The sequence below is a fragment of the Gardnerella sp. KA00255 genome (assembly GCF_049244095.1).
Taxonomy (GTDB): Bacteria; Actinomycetota; Actinomycetes; order Actinomycetales; family Bifidobacteriaceae; genus Bifidobacterium; species Bifidobacterium vaginale_F.
This window is the reverse complement of record NZ_CP058374.1, coordinates 1115683-1137277: the sequence shown is the minus strand read 5'-3', so window position 1 is coordinate 1137277 and position 21595 is coordinate 1115683. Positions and strand designations below refer to the sequence as shown.

Genomic DNA, 21595 nt, shown 5'->3' with positions numbered 1-21595 from the left:
TACATATCACCTCAATTCAAACATGGTTGCGCCAATACGCACAGAAGTTCTAGGCTTCAATACAACTGGTTCTGTTACACGAGTATGACCAATCATGGTTCCATTTGTGCTACCCAAATCTTCAAGAACCCAAGATTGAACATCATTGTTAAAGTAAACGCGAGCATGATTAGACGATACAAATTCGTCGTTAAGAACTACCGTATTAGAAGGGGATCTTCCAAGAGTTACACCAGAAGCATTTAGTGGGAAAGAAGACCCAGCTAAAGGACCATCAATAATAACTAAAAGAGTTGGACCTTTATGATTTTGCGTAGAAGAATTATTGGATCTAGATATTTTACGAACCCTATTCCCGTTAGAACGCGCAGGTGAAGCATTTTTATCAAAAGACTTCTTTTTACGCGGACTAAAAACTTCAATATCCCTACGCAAAGAACGAACAGCACACCATACAAATAGCCAAAGTAAAGCTAATAAACCGTACTTTAATATTGCAAACGTTAACTCAGTAAAAATCATGTGCGTACTCGTCCCTTAGAATTTCTTTTACTCCTGATCCTGAGAGGAAGCCCAATAAAGGATACGAGTTCTGCCAATAGTAATTGTATTTCCATCAACTAATGTAGCTGCAGGAACTTGATGACCTTCAACATAAGTTCCATTTGTAGATCCTAAATCTCTAGCAATAACACCATCAGAAGTGATATCAATACCTAAATGACGACGGGAAATACCAGGATCGTCAATAACAATATCACAACCAGAACCGCGTCCTAAAATAGTACGATCTTTAGTCAGCAAATACTGGTTACCATTTATTTCAAGCATAGGGTGATTCTGTGATTGATCATCAGTAGTAACAGGAACAGCGTTACCCTGCACAGATTCAGAAGATAATTGGAAATTACCTTTTGTCAATTCCAAATCTTCTTCAAAAATAACTACTACTGGGCCAACAAAAGCATAATGCTGACTTTTAGCATATTGAGTTAAATTATCAGCAAGCTCATTTGCTAAAGCTTCACTACCCCATTGTTCAATATGATCAAAATCAGGAGTGCTCAACTTAAATCGATACTCGTTAGGAGCAACTGTATGATCCCTACCAATAGGCATAGCTTCAGAATCAATCTCACGTTCCAAAGCACTAGACAGATCTACAGGCTGTAAATCTTTAGAGCCAAATTTTGCGAAGACACCGTTCATTGCACCTTCAACGCTCTTCTCAAGTCTGTCAAGCACACTCATTATAAACCCTTTCTATCTTTTCAACATAGTACTCGTCACCGGGTACGGTATTCAACTTTAACTTTTTGCATACTTTTATTAACACTATTAAACATATTCTTTACACAACATACCATTTACTTTTAAAAGCACTAATCAATAATAAAAATACGCCTCATACAATAATAACTGTCATACTAGCTGTAGTAATCTTAAATGATATGACGAATTACACTGATAATAAATCCGATAAGACACAAAAAAATCTGTCTTCACGAAATATAAAGATATATTTTCTTTATTCAATAACATTCTTATTAGCTATTTTTGTTCCAATAATCGGAAAACTCTTACTCGTTAAACAAGAAGAAAGAGAATTTGAAACATCTATAGTTTCTTTCTTCCACAATAATTCTCCAAGCTTTATTCTCTCAGCATCTAAAGTTCTTGCAATACTTTTTTCAACTAAATGTTGCATTGCTATATTAGTTCTTTTAGCATTACTTTCACTTTATTTGCACAAGAATTACAAAACAACTATTGTTCAGCTACTAATATCATTGCTACCAATGGTATATGTGTTCGCAATAAAATTCATAGTTCACCGTCAAAGACCAAATCTTGTTACTGAACTACCACCTGATCCAAGTTTTCCTAGCGGACACACAGCTGCTGCTGTAGCAATTCTTACGATGATTATGCTTATGGTTTATTTAAAGAAGCCACTTTTTATTCATTTTGAATTATTAATTAGCGCAATAGTTGTTATTATCGTAGCTTTATCAAGACTTGTTGTAGCAGCACATTTCCCTACAGATGTTCTAACTTCTGCGATTATTTACCCATTATTATCGACAACTATTTTTTACATATTCCAAAAACATAATCTATACGAATTTGTTGAAGTAAAGAATATAAACGGATCAGATATATTAAATCAAATAGAAAATTAAATAAAAATAAAAAAAATAAAATATTTAAACAAACTATGAAGCTTAAGCGAATATGAAAATTCCCCTTCTACTTTTAAAAGTACTAGGGGAATTTCATTATTAAAAAATGCAATTATTAAAACACTGTAATTATTAAAGTACTGTAATTATTAAAATATTTAGTTTTAGAAATTAATTATCTTTTGAAATCTGATCTCTAATATCTTTCAATAACGAGATCATTTCTCTTTCCCTATCAGCACGCTTTTCTTCTTCAGTTTTTTCTTTATCAAGTTGCAATAAATTAACTCCAACTTCTCGCAACTTGTTTATTGGAAGAACTATGAAGAAATAAACAGCAATAGCGACAATTAAGAAATTTAAAATAGATCCTATAACAGCTCCAAAAGATATTGTTGCTTTATTAAAAGTAATAGTCAAAACGCCATCTAATTCAGGTTTTCCACAAATCATTGCTATTAGTGGATTAATAATATTTTTCACAATAGATGTAACCACAGCGGTAACAGAACTACCCATTACAACACCGACAGCCATATCAATAACATTCCCACGCGAAATAAATTTCTTAAATCCTTTTAGCATTTTATTTCCTCTATGGATATGAATTATTTAATTGACTAATTTATAACCACTACTAATTTCTATTAATTAATTTCCTATTAATCAATAATTTTTAGTCATCGCCCAAGGTTATGTGAATACCACCAACTAATGATCCAACAACGTTATAAAGCAGTGCAAAAATCACAGAAAGAATAGTAAGAATTAATATTTCAACAACGGAAAATATTGTTACCGAGCTTAATACAGTCGATAGCGAGAATACATCAGCAAGATTCAAACCATTACTATCTAAGCCTGTTGAAGAAACAATTTGAGTGACTTGATCAAAAACACCAACAATGTTCATGAATACCCAAACTAAGCCTGATGCAATAATTTGAATAATTCCAAGAGCAAAGCTCAACAAGAATGACACTTTAGCAACAGACCATGCGTCAACTCTTACTAAAGATAAGCTCATTCTACGAGCACGAGGATGGTTAGCCGAGTGAGTACCTCTTTTTGCTGATGAAGCTACTCCTCCAATAGTGCGAGGTTTAGCACTACCACCATTTTCAGCTACATAATTTCCAGAAGAAGCCATACGCGCTGGTTCGTAATCCTCGCTCATTAATTATTTCCTTCTCTTATATTCGTTTAGTCAGTACAACATTTTACAAATACATAATGTGCTGATTAAGCCTATTTATTGCTTATCCTTATTAAAAAAGAGTATCAGTCGAAAAGGACGATGCCATACGACTAATACTCTTTTATTTGAATATTTTGCTTAATTATTTTACAAAATACTTCATAAAATAAATTTATTTAATTTTTATTATCTTGGGTAATTTTTTACTCAAAATTATTTATCATTACTCATCTGAATTTTCTTCAGATTCATAATTGTTTTGAGATTCATTAATTTCTTGACTTTCTTGAGAATTAAATTCAGAAGATTCTTGACTTTCATCAGCCTTAGAATTTTCGTCATCTTTTTCTTCATTACGAGCAATAGAAATAATTTCATCACCCTTATCTGGCTTAGCTAAAGTCACACCTTGAGTTGTTCTACCAGTGCGCTTCACTTCATTAACGTCAGAGCGAATTACCTTACCAGACTTCATAATTGCCATTACTTGATCTGTTTCTTCAACAATCAAGGCACCAACTAATGAACCGCGACCCTCTGCAAGTTGAACAGCTTTAACACCATAGCCGTTTCTTCCTTGCAAACGATACTCTTCAATAGCAGTTCTCTTAGCAAAACCTTCATTAGTAACAACAAGAAGATCTTTGCTTGTTTCAGAAGAAACAACATCCATATCAAGCAATTCGTCGCCATCTCTAAATCGCATACCTTGAACGCCTGCAGTTTGGCGACCCATTGGTCGAAGTTGTTCATCATCTGCTCTAAACTTCAAACTCATTCCAAGCTTAGAAACAAGAATAATGTCATCTTCTGAATTGCACAAAGCTGCGCCAATAAGCTCATCAGTAGGTTCGCCTGTTTCTTCATTAGTCATTAATCGAACAGCAATCAAACCGCCTTGACGTGGAGAATCATATTCTTGTAAAGCAGTTTTCTTAACTTTTCCAGAACGAGTTGCCAAAACCAAATATTTAGCAACATCATAATTTGGAATCGATAACACTGCTTGAATTGTTTCTCCAGGAGCAAACTGAAGCAAATTAGCAACATGCTGACCTTTAGAATCGCGAGATCCTTCTGGAAGTTCATAAGCTTTAATGCGATAAACTCGACCACGATTAGTAAAGAACAACAACCAATTGTGTGTAGAAGTTAAGAAGAAGTGATCAACTACATCATCTTCACGCAATTTAGCGCCTTTAATTCCTTTACCACCGCGATGCTGAGCACGATACTCGTCTGCCTTAGTACGCTTAATATAACCTGCGCGAGTTACGGTAACAACAACGTTTTCTTCAGCAATAAGATCTTCAACATTCATTTCACCAGAGAATGGAAGAATCTTAGTTCTACGATCATCACCATACTTAGCAACAATTTCATCAAGCTCATCGCCAACAATTTTGCGCTGACGTTCTGGACTTGCCAAAATATCGTTATAGTCAGCAATCTTGCGCATCAAATCTTCATGCTCGTCGAGAATCTTCTGACGTTCCAAAGCTGCAAGTCTACGAAGTTGCATTGCAAGAATAGCATCTGCTTGAACATCATCAACATCAAGCAAATTCATCAAACCAGTGCGAGCAGTATCAACATCTTTAGATGAACGAATTAAAGCAACAACTTCATCGATCATATCCAAAGCTTTTAAGTAGCCTTGCAAAATATGATCTCGCTCTTCAGCCTCACGCTTTAAATAACGAGTACGACGATCAATTACTTCAAGCTGATGAGTTACCCAATGACGAATAAACGCATCCAAGCTCAAAGTTCTAGGAACGCCATCAACCAAAGCAAGCATATTTGCGCCGAAAGTTTGCTGCAATTGCGAATGCTTATACAAGTTATTTAAAACAACTTTTGGAACAGCATCTCTTTTAAGAACAAGAACCAAACGCTGACCAGTACGGCCAGACGTTTCATCGCGCATATCTGCAATGCCTTGAATCTTGCCGTCTCGTACAGCTTCCCTAATAGAAGCAGCTAAGCGATCAGGATTAACTTGGTATGGAAGCTCGGTAACAACCAAGCACATACGTCCCTTAATTTCCTCAGTATTAACTACTGCTCGCATTGTAATTAAGCCGCGACCTGTACGATACGCTTGCTCAATTCCCTTGTGACCTAAGATCGTTGCTCCAGTAGGAAAATCAGGTCCTTTAATTCTCTGAATTAAAGCTTCAAGAAGTTCTTCCCTGCTTGCATCAGGATGATCCAAAGCCCAGTGCACACCATCAGCCACTTCACGCATATTATGAGGTGGAATATTGGTTGCCATACCAACAGCAATACCAGCAGAACCATTAACTAAAAGATTTGGGAAACGAGCTGGCAAAACAGTAGGCTCTTGAGTTTTACCATCATAATTTGGCAGGAAATCAACGGTATCTTTATCAATATCTCGTACCATTTCCATAGCCAAAGGTGCCATACGACATTCCGTATAACGCATTGCTGCTGCAGGATCGTCCCCTGGAGAACCAAAGTTTCCTTGACCATCAACAAGCATATAGCGCATTGACCAAGACTGAGCCATACGCACTAAAGTGTCATAGATAGCAGAATCACCATGAGGGTGATACTTACCCATAACATCACCAACAACGCGAGAGCACTTGTTATATCCGCGATCAGGCCTATAACCACCGTCATACATAGCATAAATAACGCGGCGGTGAACAGGCTTCAAACCATCACGAACATCTGGCAAAGCACGCTCAACAATAACGGAAAGTGCATAAGCAAGATATGATTCGCGCATTTCCTGCTGCAAATCCATATGCTTTACACGAGCACCCTTCATTAAGCCATAATCAGTATTATCTGCTTCCTGCGGGCTCTGAGGCTCCATTGATCCGTCCGGCAGCTGCTCTTCACCATCATTATTGACGGAGTTCATTTCATCTACCAATGTAATTCCTTTTTCTTACGATATCGAAGTATTTTTTATGCTTATAAAATATTTTTAATAATATTTTTAAGGTTTAAGCATCGATGAATCGCGCATCATGAGCATTTCTTTGAATAAAGAGTCTACGAGGCTCTACTTCATCGCCCATAAGCATGGAGAATGTTTCATCAGCACGAGCAGCATCTTCAATATGAATTTGCTTTAAAATACGATGTTCAGGATCCATAGTTGTTTCCCACAGCTCCTGATAGCTCATCTCACCCAAGCCCTTGTATCGCTGAATACCTTCACCTTTAGGAAGTTGACGACCAGCAGCTTTACCTTCTGCCAAAACTCTGTCTCGCTCAGCATCCGTATAAACAAAGTCATGTGCTCCCTTGCTCCACTTCAAACGGTAAAGAGGAGGCATAGCAACATAAACGTATCCTGCTGTAATCATAGGACGCATGTAACGGAAGAATAGTGTCAAATTCAAAGTAGCAATATGAGCACCATCAACATCAGCATCAGCCATAATAATAACTTTGTGATATCGAACCTTGCTTAAATCGAAGTCTTCACCATAACCGCCACCAACAGCAGTAATCAAAGATTCAATAGTTTCAGACTTCATCATTCTGTCGATTGACGCGCGCTCAGTGTTCAAAATCTTACCGCGCAAAGGCAAAATAGCTTGCGTAATAGGATCACGACCTTGAATTGCTGAGCCACCTGCAGAATCACCCTCGACTATGAATAATTCGCATTCTTCAGGATTACTTGACTGGCAATCCTTCAACTTATCTGGCATGCCAGCAGTTTCAAAAATAGACTTACGACGAGTGTTTTCGCGAGCTTTTTTAGCAGCAAGTCGAGCACGAGAAGCTTCTATAGCTTTTTGAATAATATTTTTTGCTTCACTTGGATGAGCATCAAACCAATCTCCAAGCTTTTCTGTCATAACTCTCTGAACAAAAGTCTTAGCTTCAGAATTGCCAAGCTTTGTTTTAGTCTGACCTTCAAACTGTGGAGTTGTAAGCTTTACTGAAACAACTGCTGTTAAGCCTTCGCGAACGTCATCACCAGAAAGATTAGTATCTTTCTCTTTCAGAATATTCTTTTCGCGAGCATAACGATTAACTAAAGTAGTAAGTGCTGCACGGAAACCTTCTTCGTGAGTACCACCTTCAGTAGTTGAAATAGTATTAGCAAAAGTGTGAACTGCTTCAGAATAAGCAACAGTCCATTGCATAGCAATTTCCGCAGAAATACCGATTTCAAGATCTTCAGCCTCAAAATCAATAACATCTGGCTCTACTGGAACAGCTTTTCGAGATTTAACCAAGTAATCAACATAGTCTTTAATGCCATGTTCATACTGATAGCTCACACTTCTATGCTTTTCTTCACTAGAAGATTCAGAATCTCCAGCAACCTCATCACCAGCTTCATCTGGCTTACGTAAATCGGTTAAAGAAATCTTCAAACCTTTATTTAAGAAGGCCATCTGTTGGAAGCGAGAACGCAAGGTTTCAAAATCATAAATAGTTGTTTCAAAAATCGCGCCATCTGGCCAGAAAGTTACAGAAGTTCCAGTTGACTCTCCTTCTGCCATTGGTTCACCTTTAGCTAAAGGAGCAGTCGGATGCTGATCAATATAAGTTTGAGTCCAGTGGAATCCTTGACGACGAACTTCAATATCTACTCTTGTAGAAAGCGCGTTAACAACAGAAATACCAACTCCATGTAAGCCACCTGAAACAGCATAACCGCCGCCGCCAAACTTACCACCAGCATGAAGCTTAGTCATAACTGTTTCAACACCTGAAACACCCTCACCTGGCACTTCATCTACTGGAATACCACGTCCATCATCAACAACCCTAATTGCATTATCTGGCAAAATCGTCACTTCAATGTGAGAAGCATATCCAGCTAGAGCTTCATCAACAGAATTATCGACAATTTCATAAACTAAATGATGTAATCCTCGAGGGCCTGTTGAACCTATATACATACCTGGACGAATACGTACTGCTTCCAAACCTTCGAGTACGCGAAGATCACTAGCATCGTAATGTTCAGGAGCAAGTGAATCATCAAGCTGAGCATCATTTAATTTATGCTCATCATTGATTTTTTCCATCGAATCGTCTTCCATATTTGACAACTTCGATCCCTTCCCGTATTGCCTCGCAAAACATGCTATTCACAAGGTCGATACACGCTAGAAAGCACATAAAAGGGGTTTCTAGCGATTGAACTATAACATACGACATTCTACACATATACCATGACGGCATCAGAGTAAGAGGCCTTGGAAAGATTTGGCTATATTTAGCCAATTAAATAATAAAAATAACAATAAATTTGATACTAAAATAATATCATTAATAACTTTTATCAGTAGAAATAATTAGCTTAATATCTTTAATATTTTTTATGTTATTTTCTTTTATTTTGTCAAGAATCATATTTTTTGAAGAATTAATTAAAAACTTTGTAATTGTATAAGCAGACTGATTGCATGCGCTTACAATTAAAGTTTTATTATCTATATCTTCAACTTTACTAAATTGAGAATTATATTCGCCAACAATTTTAGGCCATAATGAATTTATATTGGCTATTAATAAGAATTTATCCCAATGATTATTATGAGAAAATAATTCTAAAACTGAATTTAAAGTATTAGGATCTCTACCAGGTTTTCCAAAACTTTCCCAAGAATCTTCTTGCTGTTGATCGCGTTTTTCTAGCTTCTCTCCCTTTAATTGAATAGGATCAAAAATAATAGAAGGAAGTTTTCTAGTATCAATATTTAAAATCAAATGCACAGGTTTTTTCATGATATTTCACCACTTTTTTCTGTACAAATATTTTCAGAATCATCTATAGAATAATCAGTTTTATTACTATTTAAATCACTATTCGAAACACTACTTATACTGCTATTAATAGCATTGTTATTTACGCTACTATTAACGCGTTGTAGCAGAATATCATCAATAATACTTTTATGATCTTCATCAATATTTTCCTTATTTTCAAAACTATTTTCTGAAGAAGGAATTAATGAAGATACATCAATAAAAGAATTATCAGATAATAAACTGTTTTGAGGTATATCATTCAGCGACGCAACAGTTATAAAAACCTGACCTTGATTTTTTATAAATTTTAAAATTTCTAATCTACGATTTTCATCAAGCTGAGCAAAAACATCATCTAAAATGATAATAGGTTTTTGTTGATTTTTATTTTCTAAAGCTTTTAGTAAAGACATTTTTAAAGCTAAAGCAAGAGTCCAAGATTCACCATTAGAAGCAAAATCTTTCGCATCAAAATCATCAAGTAATAGTGAAAAATCATCTCTGTGAGGTCCAATAAGATTACATCCCCTAGAAACTTCACCAGCACAAAGACGCTGAAAATGCTCACTTATTTTAGAAGCATAATTTTTTAAAGAAATTTCATCATTATTTTTTCCAACTTCTTCAAAAGAAGGATTATAAACTATATTCGCTTTTTGCTTTGAATAGGTTATGTTTTCAACAACAGAAGAAAAATATTTTGAAAGTTCATCAACTACTTTTTGACGACTTTGAGTTATAAAAATACCTACTTCAATAAATCTTCCAGTCCAAACTTCTAATCCAGAAAGAGCATTATTTAAATAAAAAGAAGAATTTTCAGAATTATTTTCAAAACTATTTTCGCTATAACTATAATTTTGCGAAGAATTATTTCCTAATTGTTTTAATAAAGCGGTACGCTGCTTAGAAATATGTTTATATTCTTGAAGATTTTTAGCATAACCAGGTATTAATAGTGAGCAAGCTTGATCTAGAAAAGTACGACGTTGAGAAGGATCTCCTGATACTAAAAATTGATCTCTAGGAGTGAAAGAAACAGAAGGAATTATTCCTACAATATCTCTCATATAAACTGATTTTCCTGAATTTATACGAGCTCTATTAGCTCCTCTATTCGTAAGAGTTGCCTCATAAGTGTTTGAATCGTTCGAATCAAACTTATCTGAATCATTACTATCTGAATCATTAAAATTCAAATTTTCTACATTCAAACGAATAGTAGCAGAAGTAAATCCACGTTCTATAAGAGGTAAAGTAGCAGAAGAACGATGACTTGTGCCAGTAGAAATAACTTCAATTGCTTCAACAATATTTGTTTTACCTAAACCATTTATTCCATAAAGAATATTTAAAGTAGGATTGCACTTAATAATGCAATGGTTCCAAGAACGAAAATGATCCAGAGCAAGAAGTGAAATATACACTATTTCTCCTCCAAATCTTTAAAAACAAATATAAATTAAAGCCAATAAAAGCAATGATATATTTTATAAATTACTTTATAAAAATTACTTCATAATTTATTTTATAAAATATTCATATCTACCTTTGAAAAGTAATAATTTAAAAAATAAATTAAAAATTACTAATCAAAGGCAGATATAAGAAAAGTAAGTAAATAAGTAATTAAAAGAATTATTCTTTTAATTTAAGATTTTACTTTTTATTAATACTTTTAATTTTTACTTTTGATTACTACTGCTGACGCATAGGGACAACCAAATAGCGATAATCTAATGATTCATCTCCATCTTCTTCTTGTTGTCCATTAAATTCTACAGGTGAAGTTGCTGTCTTGATTTTTACATGAACAAAAGGTTCAGTAATATTATTCAAACCTTCAAGTAAGAAGTTAGGATTGAATTTTACTTGAATATCTTCTCCGTCCATGTCTATATCGAGATTTTCTTTTGCTTGAGATTCATTAGAATCACCAGCAAAAAGAGTTAATTCTTGACCTGAGAAAGACAAAGTAATAGAAGGATCTCTTTCAACAACCAAAGAAACTCTTCTAATAGCGTTAAGAAGATTTTGCCTATTAATCACAGCATGAATAGGATAATCTTTAGCAAATAAACGATCTACAGATGGGAATTCACTATCTATAAGTTGTGCAGTACTAGAATGTCCCGAATTTTCAAATCCTAAAAGCGTTGGATCTTCGTCATTCAAATTAATGATAACGTTATTTTTATCATTAACAGATCTTGAAACGTCTTTAAGAAGATTTCCCATAACAAGCGTATCAGCATTAATATCTTGCTTTTCAGGAGTCCACTTAAATGTAGTTCTTGCCAACCTATATCGATCGGTTGAAGTCATTGTAACAGAATCATTTTCAAAATGAATATGGATTCCTCGCAAAACAGGTCGTTCATCTTCGCGAGAAACAGCAACAGAAGCCTGATTAACAGCCTGAACAAATGTTGGAGCATCAACTTGACCCAATTTATTAGGCATAGCAGGCAAATCAGGGTATTCTCCATTAGGCATAAGTTGCAAAGTAAAAGTTGATTTTCCTGAAGTAATAGTAAGCGTTGTTTCGTTAGAGCTTAAATAAGTATTTTCTGCAGGCAAAAGTTTTGTAATGTCTGCCATAAGTTTTCCAAGAACTAATACGCTTCCTGTTTCATCAATGCCAGCTTCAATATGATTTCTGCTTGAAACTTGATAGTTAAAAGCTGAAAGGTTAAGCGTACCATCTTCTGCTTCAATTTTTAATCCAGCGAGAATAGGATTAGCTGGGCGAGAATCAATAATTCTTGTAGTCCAAGCTACTGCTTCTGCAAAAGCTGCAGAATTAACTTCTACTTTCATGCTTCCTCATTTCTTAAAAAGTCTGAATTTAGTTTACAGTAAGGTGTTGCCCTAATTGCTTTCTAAATAAGCAAAAAGATTAACCCTTATTTTTAATGTTTTTATTAAATAAATATAAAAAATAATAGAAGTAATAAGCACGGTTAATATGTGGATAACTCTTAAAAGTCAAGAAATAAGAAGGCTTATCAAGAATAAGAGCTTGTTAATAACATGAGGATATTAATGTGCATAACTTGACTACTTATCCACAATAAAAGCTATTTTTTAGCTTGTCCACATTTGGAAGGCGCTTACTAACAGCTTATACACATTTTTTAGCGGCGTTTTCCACGAGTTATGCTCAGGTTTTACCCACATTTGTGAATAAGCATGTGGATAACTTTTTTATTTTTTATTAACAGATTGCGCATAATCTTGTGGAAAAATAGTTTTTTAAAAATAATAAAAAAGAAAAAGGCGCTGTGGAAATAAAATTAATTATTTTGCTGAGGCTTTTCTTGCTCTTCAGGATTACTATGCTGCTTCAAGCGAACAGTCAACTCAATAACATAGTTATAGATTTCCTGCTTTTCCTTCATCTCATCGCTAATTCTCGTGTAAGCGTGCATAACTGTAGTGTGATCCCTGCCGCCAAAAACTTCACCAATATCAACCAAACTCATGCTCGTCATTTCTCGAGCAAGATACATGGCAATTTGACGAGATAAAGCAACATTCTTAGTACGAGTACGTCCAACAATTTCATCAAAAGTTAAATGAAAATATTGAGCAACTTGGCCAATAATATCCGTCGGACGAACTTCAATGTCAGAAGCAAAGAAATCCTGAAGAGCTTTTTCTGCAAGAACTCTACTAACAGGCTGATTACTTAAAGAAGCAACAGCAGTTACACGAGTTAAAGCACCCTCAAGCTCTCTAATATTTTCCGTAAAACGTTCCGCAATAAGATCAAGAACATCAGTAGGAATTTTTACAGCACTTATAGAAGCCATCATCCTCAAAATAGCGATTCTGGTTTCCAAATTAGGCGGCTTAATATCAACAGTCAAACCAGATTCAAACCTAGAAATAAGACGAGATTCAAATCCTCTTAAATTCTTAGGAGCAACATCTGAAGCAATAACAATACGCTTATTGGACTGGTAAAGTGAATTAAAAGTATGGAAGAACTGCTCTAAAGTAGCCTCTTTACCGCCTAAAAATTGAATATCATCAATAAGCAAAACATCTACTTCGCGATATCTCTTATTAAAATCAGCAATCTTATTTTGGCTCTGATTAGGCACCTGCAAAGCTTCAATAAATTCGTTAGTAAATTCCTCACTAGTCACATAACGAACTTTAAGAGAAGGATCTTTTACCAAAGCATAATTTCCAATAGCATTAAGCAAATGTGTTTTACCTAAACCAGATCCGCCATAAATACATAAAGGATTAAAATCTCTTCCTGAACCCTCAGCAACAGCTAAAGCAACAGTGCGAGCAAAACGATTAGAATCACCCGGAACAAAAGTATCAAAAGTAGCACAAATATTAAGATGAGTCTTAGGATCTCTCTTTACAGAAATAGAGATTTTCCCATTACCAGTGGTATCCGGATCATGTCTAACAATACTTTCGTTCTTCATAGTTGCTAGACCGGTTGTAAGACCATCAAAATCAGGCTGAATAGGTGGTAAAGATACGTCAGAATTATTATTTTTGGATGCAAAACTTGGATTAGACATATAATCTTCAGTTTTATTCCACAAATTAGAACTATCCCAAGAATCTGAATTACCATTCAAAAAATCACTTTGAAAATTAGAGTTTTCGTAAGAGTTCTCATAATTTTCATAAGTATTTTCGTAGTTTTCGTAAGAACCATTATCTAAATCATCATTAATAGATTTTTCAGACAGACTATTATCTTGATTGTTCGAAGATGAATCCTGCTGTGAAGGTTGATTCGTATTATTTTGAGCAAATTGTTGTATGCTCTGTTGATCATTATGTTGAATATTCTGCGCGTAATTCTGAGTACCTGTATTTTGATTATTAGAATTACGACTATTGGAATTAAGACTATTAGACGGAAGATTTTCATTAGATTTTACAATCTTAAAAGCTGGAAACATATCTTTTCCAGTGCAAATCTTCAAAGCAGTTAATAAAGGCTCGTTTAACTCATTTTGAAGAGCCTGCTGCGCTGTGGGACTATTTACGCATAAAACAATAGTAGTTCCATAAATAGCTTCAGGGTGAACTCCCTCAAACCATCCTTTATCTCGAGTACTTAGCAATGCGTTATGTTGTAAAACACTAAGCGTATTGGACCATACAATGGCGGCCTGTGTAGCCGGGTCGCTGAAAGTATCAGACATACCACTCCAATCCAAACGCGTAATAAAAGAATAAACTCTAAATTTACCTCATATGATTTACTCACAAAAGGCGTCAAAAGAATTATCAATAGAACATGTTTACTCTAACCCTAAGAAGTTATCCACAGCCTCGCGTGTTGAAAATGCTTAATTGTTAATAACATGTGTGTAATTTGTGGATAATTTTTTTGTATAAATTTTGGATTGATTTATCAAGTTTATTAAGATTCAGTTATTTATTGACAAAAATACTATTTATTTTGTTTAATTGAAGATAGTCTCACAGATTACAAGCATTTTGTTCATAATATAAACAAAATGTGTAATAATTTGTTGAGTTTTTGCCTTTTGGTGAGGGGTAAGAGTATTTTAGTAGAGCTTGACTCATACGGGGCCATGCTTTTGCATGGCTGAATACAGGAGCATTAGTTATGAAGAGGACATTCCAGCCAAATAACCGTCGTCGTCACATGAAGCACGGCTTCCGCGTTCGCATGCGTACGCGTGCTGGCCGCGCAGTGATTAACCGTCGTCGTGCCAAGGGCCGTAAGTCGCTGTCTGCCTGAGTTAGGGTAGCGTCGTAAAGCATGGAAAGGCTGAAAAGCCATCGCGATTTCGTCGCGGTACTTAAAAAACGACGCAAAGTGAGTTCGCGGGATATCGTCGCGCATTATGTTATGCGTGACGATATGGCCGTACATAACACACTTAACGAAAAAGGTAGCGAGTGTACTAATCAGGAAACCACGGGATTTAATAGTAGTCCCGCGGAATTTTTTGATACCTTAATACAGCAAGAAAAGTCATGTGATTGTTTAAACGATAATTTATCGCAAGAAAAATCACAAAGACTTGGCCTTGCTGTATCTAAATCTGTTGGTAAAGCAGTGGTTCGTAATTTAGTAAAACGTCGTTTTCGCGTACTCGCACGAAAATATGAATCATTGTTACCGCGTTATTGTGATGTTGTATTGCGTGCAAAACCTAGTGCAGCCACGGCAACGTTTGCTTCTTTGAATCATCAAATTGAAAAGTTATTTACTGACATAGCTAACATAGCTAATCATTCAGATTCATAAGCAGAAGGATTTTTATCTTCTAATTGCTAGGTGTTTACTAGATATTAATTGACGCTGATTTTTTGAGAGAGGTGAAAAGATATGGCGAATAAATCTAATTCAATTTGCAGTGCATTTAATGCGAATAAAATGCAAAATAGTTTTTCTCATACTTTTTCATTGTCTTCTCTAATGATTAGGTCTATTCGCTGGTATCAACGAGTTATATCTTCTAAAAATCCTGCCTGTTGCCGTTATTACCCCACTTGTTCCAGGTATGCTATTGAAGCATTAGAACGTTATGGAGCATTTCGTGGTGGATTATTAGCTTTATTGCGATTATTACGCTGTAGACCTTGGACGAGTTGCAGTATTGACGATGTGCCACGGAAATATTCAATTTTTTACAGATTTGCTTGGTCTAAAGCGCATGAAGAGCCACGGTTAACTCCCTTGGCTGAAGAAGACAAGGAAAAATAATGTTTAATCAAGATAAATTCGTGCTTGATAATGGATTTTTTGGATGGTTCTATAAAATCCTTACGCCAGTTGAATGGGTTATGACTCAGATAATGGCGTTATTCCATAAGTTTTTAGTTCTTATAGGAATGAACGAAATCGGATTTTCATGGGTTTTCTCAATAATCTTTTTATTGTTAGTTGTTCACGCATGCATTTTCCCAGCATTTGTTAAAAGCATTAAAGGAATGCGCCAAATGCAGGCTATTTCCCCAAAAATTAAGAAAATTCAACAGAAATATAAAGGGAAAAAAGACCCTGCTAGCAAGGAAGCGATGCAGCGCGAAATGATGAAGCTTTATCAGGATAACAATGCGAATCCTGCAGGATCTTGCTTACCTATGATGATTCAAGGCCCAGCGTTTATGAGTGTGTGGTACACGCTTTCTGTGATTCCATTTATAGCTCGTGGAAAGCATGCTTCTCTTGGTGCCTTTGATGTTTCTGTTGCGCAGCAATTTGTGAAAACTAAGGTATTTGGTGTAGGCTTATCCGACACTTTTATTACCGTTGGTACAACAGGAAAAATAGTAATCGTATGCGTTATTGTGCTTATGTGTGTTGCAATGTGGTACATGCAATTTAATAATATTCGTAAAAATTTGCCTCCTGAAGCTAAGCAGGGCAGTCAATATACGATGCAGAAACTTATGATGTGGGGATTCCCTCTGATTTACGTTTTCTCTGCTTTTGCACTTCCATTTGCAATGTTGATATATTGGCTTGTAAACAATATTATGAATATGCTTCGCTCAATTTGGCAGGTTTATGCTTTCCCAACTCCTGGTTCTCCGGCTGCTGAAGAAAAGGAAAAGCGTGAGCACGATAAGGAAGTTAAACGTCGCGAACGTGAAGGATTGCCTACATTAGAAGAAGAAGCATTGCAAAAAGCTCGTGAGGACAACGAACGTCGTGAAGTTGAAGGTTTCCAGCGTAAGCAGCCTCAACGTAAGCGTAAGCGTGCTTAATTTAAGTTTTTGAGTATGATGTGTGAGTATTTAAAGTTTGTACTTGCACATCATACAAAATGCATAATTTAAAAAAGATAATTTAATAAAAGTATTATTATTTACAACGTTCACATTTTTGCTTATATAATCTGTTGTTGTAAGTGATAATCTAAGTAACATTGTGATTTCATTTTAGTTAGACTTATAAGATAAGTGCGCAACGCTTGCAATAAGGAGTAAGCATGGTACAAGAAGAGGATAGAACCGTAGATCAGCTCAACGAAGAAGCAGATATCGCAGCGGATTATTTGGAGGGTTTGCTCGATATTGCTGATTATGAGGGTGATATTGAGATGGGCGTTCGCAATAATCGACCAATGATTCAGATTGTTGCTGATGACGATACGGATATTAAGAATTTAATTGGCCGTAATGGTGAAGTTGTTGACGCATTACAGCAATTAAGCAGGCTTGCTATTCAGCAGAAAACAGGTGAGCGCTCTCATTTAATTGTAGATGTTGATGGTTTCTTAAAGCGTAAGCGTCAGCATTTGCGCGATATGGCCTTAGATGCTGTTGATGAAGCTCGTGAAACAGGCGAAGTTGTTAGCTTGCGTCCTATGAATTCGTTTGAGCGCAAAGTTATACATGACACTGTTCGAGATGAAGGATTACGCTCTAGATCTCATGGTGAAGAACCTCATCGTTATGTGACAGTTTACTTGCCTGCAAGTTTGTCTGAAGATGAATCTTCTGATGATTTAGATGATGAAGTTGTATACGTTGACGAGTAAAAATCTCTGAAATAAAACAAATCATAAAAACAAATCATATAAAAGTTACATAATGAAACAAAAAATGTTTTGTTATGTGACTTTTGTTGATATTAAAGCAAATATTAAGGCTGCGTGCGTGTAAGTATGGAAGATATTTCACTTGTAGAAAATTCCGGAGATCCGGCAAAATCTGAGGATTCTGCGAATGCTAAAAATTCGGAAGGCAATTTGAGAAATAATTCGGAAGGCAATTCAGAAGATAATTCAGAAAGCAACTCGGAAAATAGCATTGATGGAAATGTTATAGACGAGTTAGAATCTTCGCCATTATTGTCAGAAGTTCTTGGCGAAGCTCTTCCCAAATGTCGACTGTTTCATGTGAAACTTTCTCAGGAAGGTTTATTGCGAGGTTTAGTTGGCCCGCGCGATATGGGTATTTTATGGGAAAGACATATATTAAATTCTGCAGCCGTAGTTCCATTTATTCGCAAAGTAACAGCTAAAAGTAAAAATAAAACAATTGCTGATGTTGGCAGTGGCGGAGGTTTTCCCGGCATAGTTTTAGCAGCATGCTTGCCTGATTTTCAGATAACACTAATCGAGCCAATGGAAAGGCGCGTAGCATGGTTGCAAGAGTGTGTTTCTTTGATGCAACTTGATAATGTAACTATTTTCCACGGTCGCTCTGAAGATGTAATTGCTAAAGTAAAATCGCATGAAATTAAGCCGTTTGCTGCAGTAACATGCAGAGCTGTAGCGCCTATGACTAAGTTAGCTGGATGGACAATACCTCTTTTAGAGAAGCATGGCAGTTTGGTTGCTCTTAAAGGTAAATCCGCTAAACTCGAGATCGAAAAAGCTTCTAAAATGATTCGCAAAGCAGGCGGTGTAAATCCTCAGGTTGTTGAAGCACCTGTTGCACGTGGATTACAATCAACAACTGTTGTGCTAGTTGAGAAAGCATAATTTTGTGAATAAACGTATAGATTTATTTACAGAACCTTCCTACTTGTTGGTGCTTGAATCGACTGAGCTTGCTCAAAGTTGAAAGCACAGTGCGCTTTCAACGCAAGCGAGGGTATGGATGTGGCTGTGAGGAATAAGGGTTGCTAGCGCGACGACCTGCTTGAGCGCTTAAAGCCACAATGATATTAGTTAGGCAGAGATTTGAGATTTTTCGCAGTGAACGAGATTTTTAGTGCCACTTTCCATCGCGCACGCAGTAACAGCTCAACACTTCGCTGACGGCGGGAGTCCACTGGACTTCCGCTCTGTGTCAGCTCACTCATCGAAGGAGCTTAAAGCGCACTATGCTGCTTTAAGCTCGGTCGATTCGCAGCCCGAATGGTGACTCGTCGAGAGAGCAAGAAAAATTGAAAAATCTCGGTGATTAGCCGAAGATTAAAAGACTAAACATGCCAAGAGCTGTCGGGGTTTCTCTTAGAGCAATGTAAAAATCTTGCGATGAGAGAAACTCCGACAACTCAGCAACACTAGAATGGAGCTTAAAACGCACAATGCTGCGCTCTAAACGCGAAATCACGTCGTCAGCGCGTATTTGGAACAAACTCAATCCTGCAAGTTGTATTCAAAGCATTCGCAATACGATTCAAAAGCGCAATAGTCGGATTCCTCGAGCCATTTTCCAACCTGCTAATATCCGACTGACTTATGCCAGTCTTCTCCGACAACTCAGCCTGAGTCAAACCAGCCTTTTTCCTGGCCATAACAAGAGACATAGTCAGGTCTCTTTCAGGCTGAAGCGCATCATACTCTTTCTTAAATTCAGGATCCTTAATAAGCTCGTCCGTGAGTTCATGCAAATCATTCATTCGTGTTCCCTGTGCTGCGCACGTTCCATGCACTACTTGCGTTTCCTTCAACTCTTGACTTTTCATCACAAGCCTATCTTTCTATTAAAATATTCAGCTCTTCTCTGCATAGCTACCAATATTTCACTACGCGGAGTTTTCTGCTGCTTTTTAACAAATCCGTTGGTGGCAACAATAATTTTATTAGCGTCAAAAAAGTATAAAATACGCACTATGTTGTTACCTAAAATAGTGCGAAGTTCAAAAATATGATTGCCAACATACTTGCTAAGCGGCTCTCTTGCATCACTTCCTAACATCTCCAAACGATGCAAATCAGAAACCACCTTCGCTCGCAACTTAACGTCTAAACTTTTAATAAACTCACGTACTGGCTTATCACCATCCTCGTCACTGTAAAAAATCACATCAAACAATTCCCCAACCCCCTGTTTTATGTTATATATAGCATAATAGTATATGCGCGTCTTGTCAAAACCGCTAACCATAGACCATAACGCAGAAACCAATCTGCACCAGTGTCCCAAAATAAGCAAAAATGATACACTAACGCAGAACGCATACTGCACCAGTGTCCCAAAATAAGCAAAAATGATACACTAACGCAGAACGCATACTGCACCAGTGTCCCAAAACAAGCAAAATGAGACACTAACGCAGCGCGACGACCTGCCTTAGTGCTGATCTTCACAGCATAGCTGTTCGGCTGATTTGTTGATGGAGGTATAATAAGCTGACAGTTTTGTTGGATTGTTTTATCGTCTGACTGTTTTATTAGAGAGATTTTTAACAGTGAGTGTTAGATTTGGAGGTTTGCTATGAGTGATGCCAACAATGGTATTGATGATTATCGGAGCAAAAATCAGATGAATGGTGTTGCTGGTAATGATACTTCCAGTAGTGGTGCTTCTGCTGGGAATCAGTATGTTATGAATCAATCTTCTCAGCAGCAGTTTTCTGGTCAGCAGTATCCATACGGTCAGCCAGTTCAACCGCAAATGGGTCAGTCATATGGTAGGCATGCCCAGCCGCAGATGAGTCAGCCGCAGTTTGGCCAGCCGCAGATGAGTCAGCCGCAGTTTGGCCAGCCGCGTATGAATCAGCCACAGTTTGGTCGTCAGTCGTTTGGTCAGCCTGTCAATCAGCAGTTTGCTCAGCCTCCTATTGGTCGTACGTATGGTCGTCCTCCGTATGGCGGTGCACCTTTTGCTACTAGAGCTGGTTATGAGGATTATATGTTGGATCCTTCTGATATTGAAACAGAGAGGCGTAAGCTTTGTATTAAGTGGAATAATAAAGAAATTCTTTCTGCGATTATAGCTGTTGTTATATCATCGATTTTTGCATTTGTTATTACTAGTTTTATTATTAGGTATGGCTTTCATTTCTCTTTTAATATATCGCGAATGATTAAAAGTGTTTTTAAATATGATGATCAATACAACACTTTTCCTGCAACCATAATTAAGGCAGGATATATATTCCCATTTGCAATAATACTTAGTTTTGCTCAAGTCTTACGTAAAAAATTCTTTACTGCTGTCAGTGGCATATTTGTTTTAAGCATTATGATTATTGCACTAATATGTTATTGCCTTGATTATTATGTTAAAAACAGGGGTATGGAGTATTATTTTGTTATTGAATTATTAATGTATTATTTTTGTATTCTTATTTTTCTTGTTTTTGTAGAAATATTGCAATGGGCTATAACCAAATATAAGCCTGAAAACGATTTAAAATATATGCTCGTTAATTTCCTGTCAGTTATAATTTTCTATATTGCAGATGGTATTTGTTGTTATATTAATGGCTTTTATTATTACGATTCATCATTAACATCTAGATTATTATCACATTCGTTATCGTTCTTTATTGCTGCAATTTCTATGTTGGTGATTTTGCCGTATCTTGTAGCTTTGCTGTTAAAGTCTGTAAAGTTCACGAAGTTCCTTAATCCAGAACGTGAGATGATGCATTTATAAAAGTTTGCTTATAGCAAGCATTTATAAAGAATACACCAGTGGTATGTGTCCCCAATGGGCACATACCACTTTTTAATAAAGAAATTATGCGTAATGAAATCTCAGTGCTTAGTTAGTAAGAGGCATGCATATTTGAAATGTTTCA

At 36.2% G+C, this 21595-nt stretch carries 20 protein-coding genes; 8 read left to right on the top strand and 12 right to left on the bottom strand.

The genetic code is table 11. The features are described 5' to 3' along the window. Positions 1 to 6 precede the first annotated feature (6 nt). Both HXT51_RS04610 and HXT51_RS04605 read right to left on the bottom strand, forming a co-directional pair. On the bottom strand, positions 7 to 522 hold the full coding sequence (locus HXT51_RS04610; RefSeq protein WP_103084381.1) for an FHA domain-containing protein FhaB/FipA: 516 nt from the start codon (positions 520 to 522) through the stop codon (positions 7 to 9). A gap of 27 nt (positions 523 to 549) precedes the next feature. Next, entirely contained in the window at positions 550 to 1251 is a 702-nt protein-coding gene (locus HXT51_RS04605; protein ID WP_103084382.1) for an FhaA domain-containing protein, read from the bottom strand. A 200-nt stretch (positions 1252 to 1451) separates the two neighbouring features. Between HXT51_RS04605 and HXT51_RS04600 the strand changes: the two genes are divergently transcribed. Then, complete coding sequence (locus tag HXT51_RS04600; protein ID WP_103084383.1) at positions 1452 to 2183, top strand: phosphatase PAP2 family protein; 732 nt, start codon at positions 1452 to 1454, stop codon at positions 2181 to 2183. Positions 2184 to 2354: 171 nt separating this feature from the next. Here HXT51_RS04600 and mscL read toward each other — a convergent pair whose 3' ends face one another. The 8 genes from mscL to dnaA all read right to left on the bottom strand — a co-directional run bounded on the left by mscL (position 2355) and on the right by dnaA (position 14330). Further along, positions 2355 to 2768 carry a large conductance mechanosensitive channel protein MscL gene (gene mscL, locus HXT51_RS04595; RefSeq protein WP_103084384.1) on the bottom strand — a complete coding sequence of 138 codons (414 nt, stop codon included), beginning with the start codon at positions 2766 to 2768 and terminating at the stop codon, positions 2355 to 2357. 91 nt (positions 2769 to 2859) lie between these two features. After that, on the bottom strand, positions 2860 to 3360 hold the full coding sequence (locus HXT51_RS04590) for a DUF3566 domain-containing protein (RefSeq protein WP_374703755.1): 501 nt from the start codon (positions 3358 to 3360) through the stop codon (positions 2860 to 2862). Positions 3361 to 3604: 244 nt separating this feature from the next. Next, a complete protein-coding gene (gene gyrA, locus HXT51_RS04585; RefSeq protein WP_103084385.1) occupies positions 3605 to 6292 on the bottom strand; it encodes a DNA gyrase subunit A in 2688 nt (895 codons plus the stop codon). 73 nt (positions 6293 to 6365) lie between these two features. Continuing rightward, a complete protein-coding gene (gene gyrB / locus HXT51_RS04580; protein WP_103084386.1) occupies positions 6366 to 8441 on the bottom strand; it encodes a DNA topoisomerase (ATP-hydrolyzing) subunit B in 2076 nt (691 codons plus the stop codon). A 220-nt stretch (positions 8442 to 8661) separates the two neighbouring features. Next, positions 8662 to 9120, bottom strand: coding sequence for a DciA family protein (locus HXT51_RS04575; RefSeq protein WP_421776276.1), 459 nt, complete (start codon positions 9118 to 9120; stop codon positions 8662 to 8664). Then, positions 9117 to 10571 carry a DNA replication/repair protein RecF gene (gene recF, locus HXT51_RS04570; RefSeq protein WP_421776275.1) on the bottom strand — a complete coding sequence of 485 codons (1455 nt, stop codon included), beginning with the start codon at positions 10569 to 10571 and terminating at the stop codon, positions 9117 to 9119. The genes HXT51_RS04575 and recF overlap by 4 nt, the downstream gene beginning before the upstream one ends. A gap of 271 nt (positions 10572 to 10842) precedes the next feature. After that, on the bottom strand, positions 10843 to 11964 hold the full coding sequence (dnaN, locus tag HXT51_RS04565) for a DNA polymerase III subunit beta (protein WP_103084389.1): 1122 nt from the start codon (positions 11962 to 11964) through the stop codon (positions 10843 to 10845). Positions 11965 to 12440: 476 nt separating this feature from the next. Then, positions 12441 to 14330 (bottom strand): chromosomal replication initiator protein DnaA, encoded by a 1890-nt coding sequence (gene dnaA / locus HXT51_RS04560; protein ID WP_421776274.1) that lies wholly within the window; start codon positions 14328 to 14330, stop codon positions 12441 to 12443. A gap of 431 nt (positions 14331 to 14761) precedes the next feature. Between dnaA and rpmH the strand changes: the two genes are divergently transcribed. The 6 genes from rpmH (at position 14762) to rsmG (ending at position 18599) form a co-directional block, all read left to right on the top strand. Beyond that, positions 14762 to 14896, top strand: a complete 135-nt coding sequence (gene rpmH / locus HXT51_RS04555; protein ID WP_004106067.1) for a 50S ribosomal protein L34 — start codon at positions 14762 to 14764, stop codon at positions 14894 to 14896. 21 nt (positions 14897 to 14917) lie between these two features. Further along, positions 14918 to 15409 carry a ribonuclease P protein component gene (rnpA, locus tag HXT51_RS04550; protein WP_421776273.1) on the top strand — a complete coding sequence of 164 codons (492 nt, stop codon included), beginning with the start codon at positions 14918 to 14920 and terminating at the stop codon, positions 15407 to 15409. A gap of 171 nt (positions 15410 to 15580) precedes the next feature. Then, entirely contained in the window at positions 15581 to 15868 is a 288-nt protein-coding gene (gene yidD, locus HXT51_RS04545) for a membrane protein insertion efficiency factor YidD (RefSeq protein WP_180978577.1), read from the top strand. Next, the gene (gene yidC / locus HXT51_RS04540; protein WP_415692578.1) at positions 15868 to 16875 is read left to right on the top strand and encodes a membrane protein insertase YidC; all 1008 of its coding nucleotides are present in this window, start codon (positions 15868 to 15870) and stop codon (positions 16873 to 16875) included. Before yidD ends, yidC begins: the two co-directional genes overlap by 1 nt. 224 nt (positions 16876 to 17099) lie before the next feature. Further along, a complete protein-coding gene (locus HXT51_RS04535) occupies positions 17100 to 17651 on the top strand; it encodes a protein jag (protein ID WP_103084393.1) in 552 nt (183 codons plus the stop codon). Between the two features lie 126 nt (positions 17652 to 17777). Continuing rightward, entirely contained in the window at positions 17778 to 18599 is an 822-nt protein-coding gene (gene rsmG, locus HXT51_RS04530) for a 16S rRNA (guanine(527)-N(7))-methyltransferase RsmG (RefSeq protein WP_421776272.1), read from the top strand. 581 nt (positions 18600 to 19180) lie between these two features. On the opposite strand, the gene HXT51_RS04525 is transcribed toward rsmG, so the two are convergent. After that, a complete protein-coding gene (locus HXT51_RS04525; RefSeq protein ID WP_415692583.1) occupies positions 19181 to 19531 on the bottom strand; it encodes a helix-turn-helix domain-containing protein in 351 nt (116 codons plus the stop codon). Continuing rightward, positions 19531 to 19872: a type II toxin-antitoxin system RelE/ParE family toxin gene (locus HXT51_RS04520; protein ID WP_421776271.1), complete on the bottom strand. Its 342-nt coding sequence runs from the start codon at positions 19870 to 19872 to the stop codon at positions 19531 to 19533. The genes HXT51_RS04525 and HXT51_RS04520 overlap by 1 nt, the downstream gene beginning before the upstream one ends. A 411-nt stretch (positions 19873 to 20283) precedes the next feature. Here HXT51_RS04520 and HXT51_RS04515 point away from each other — a divergent pair, with 411 nt between their 5' ends. Next, positions 20284 to 21450: a proline-rich domain-containing protein gene (locus tag HXT51_RS04515; RefSeq protein WP_421776270.1), complete on the top strand. Its 1167-nt coding sequence runs from the start codon at positions 20284 to 20286 to the stop codon at positions 21448 to 21450. Positions 21451 to 21595 lie beyond the last annotated feature (145 nt).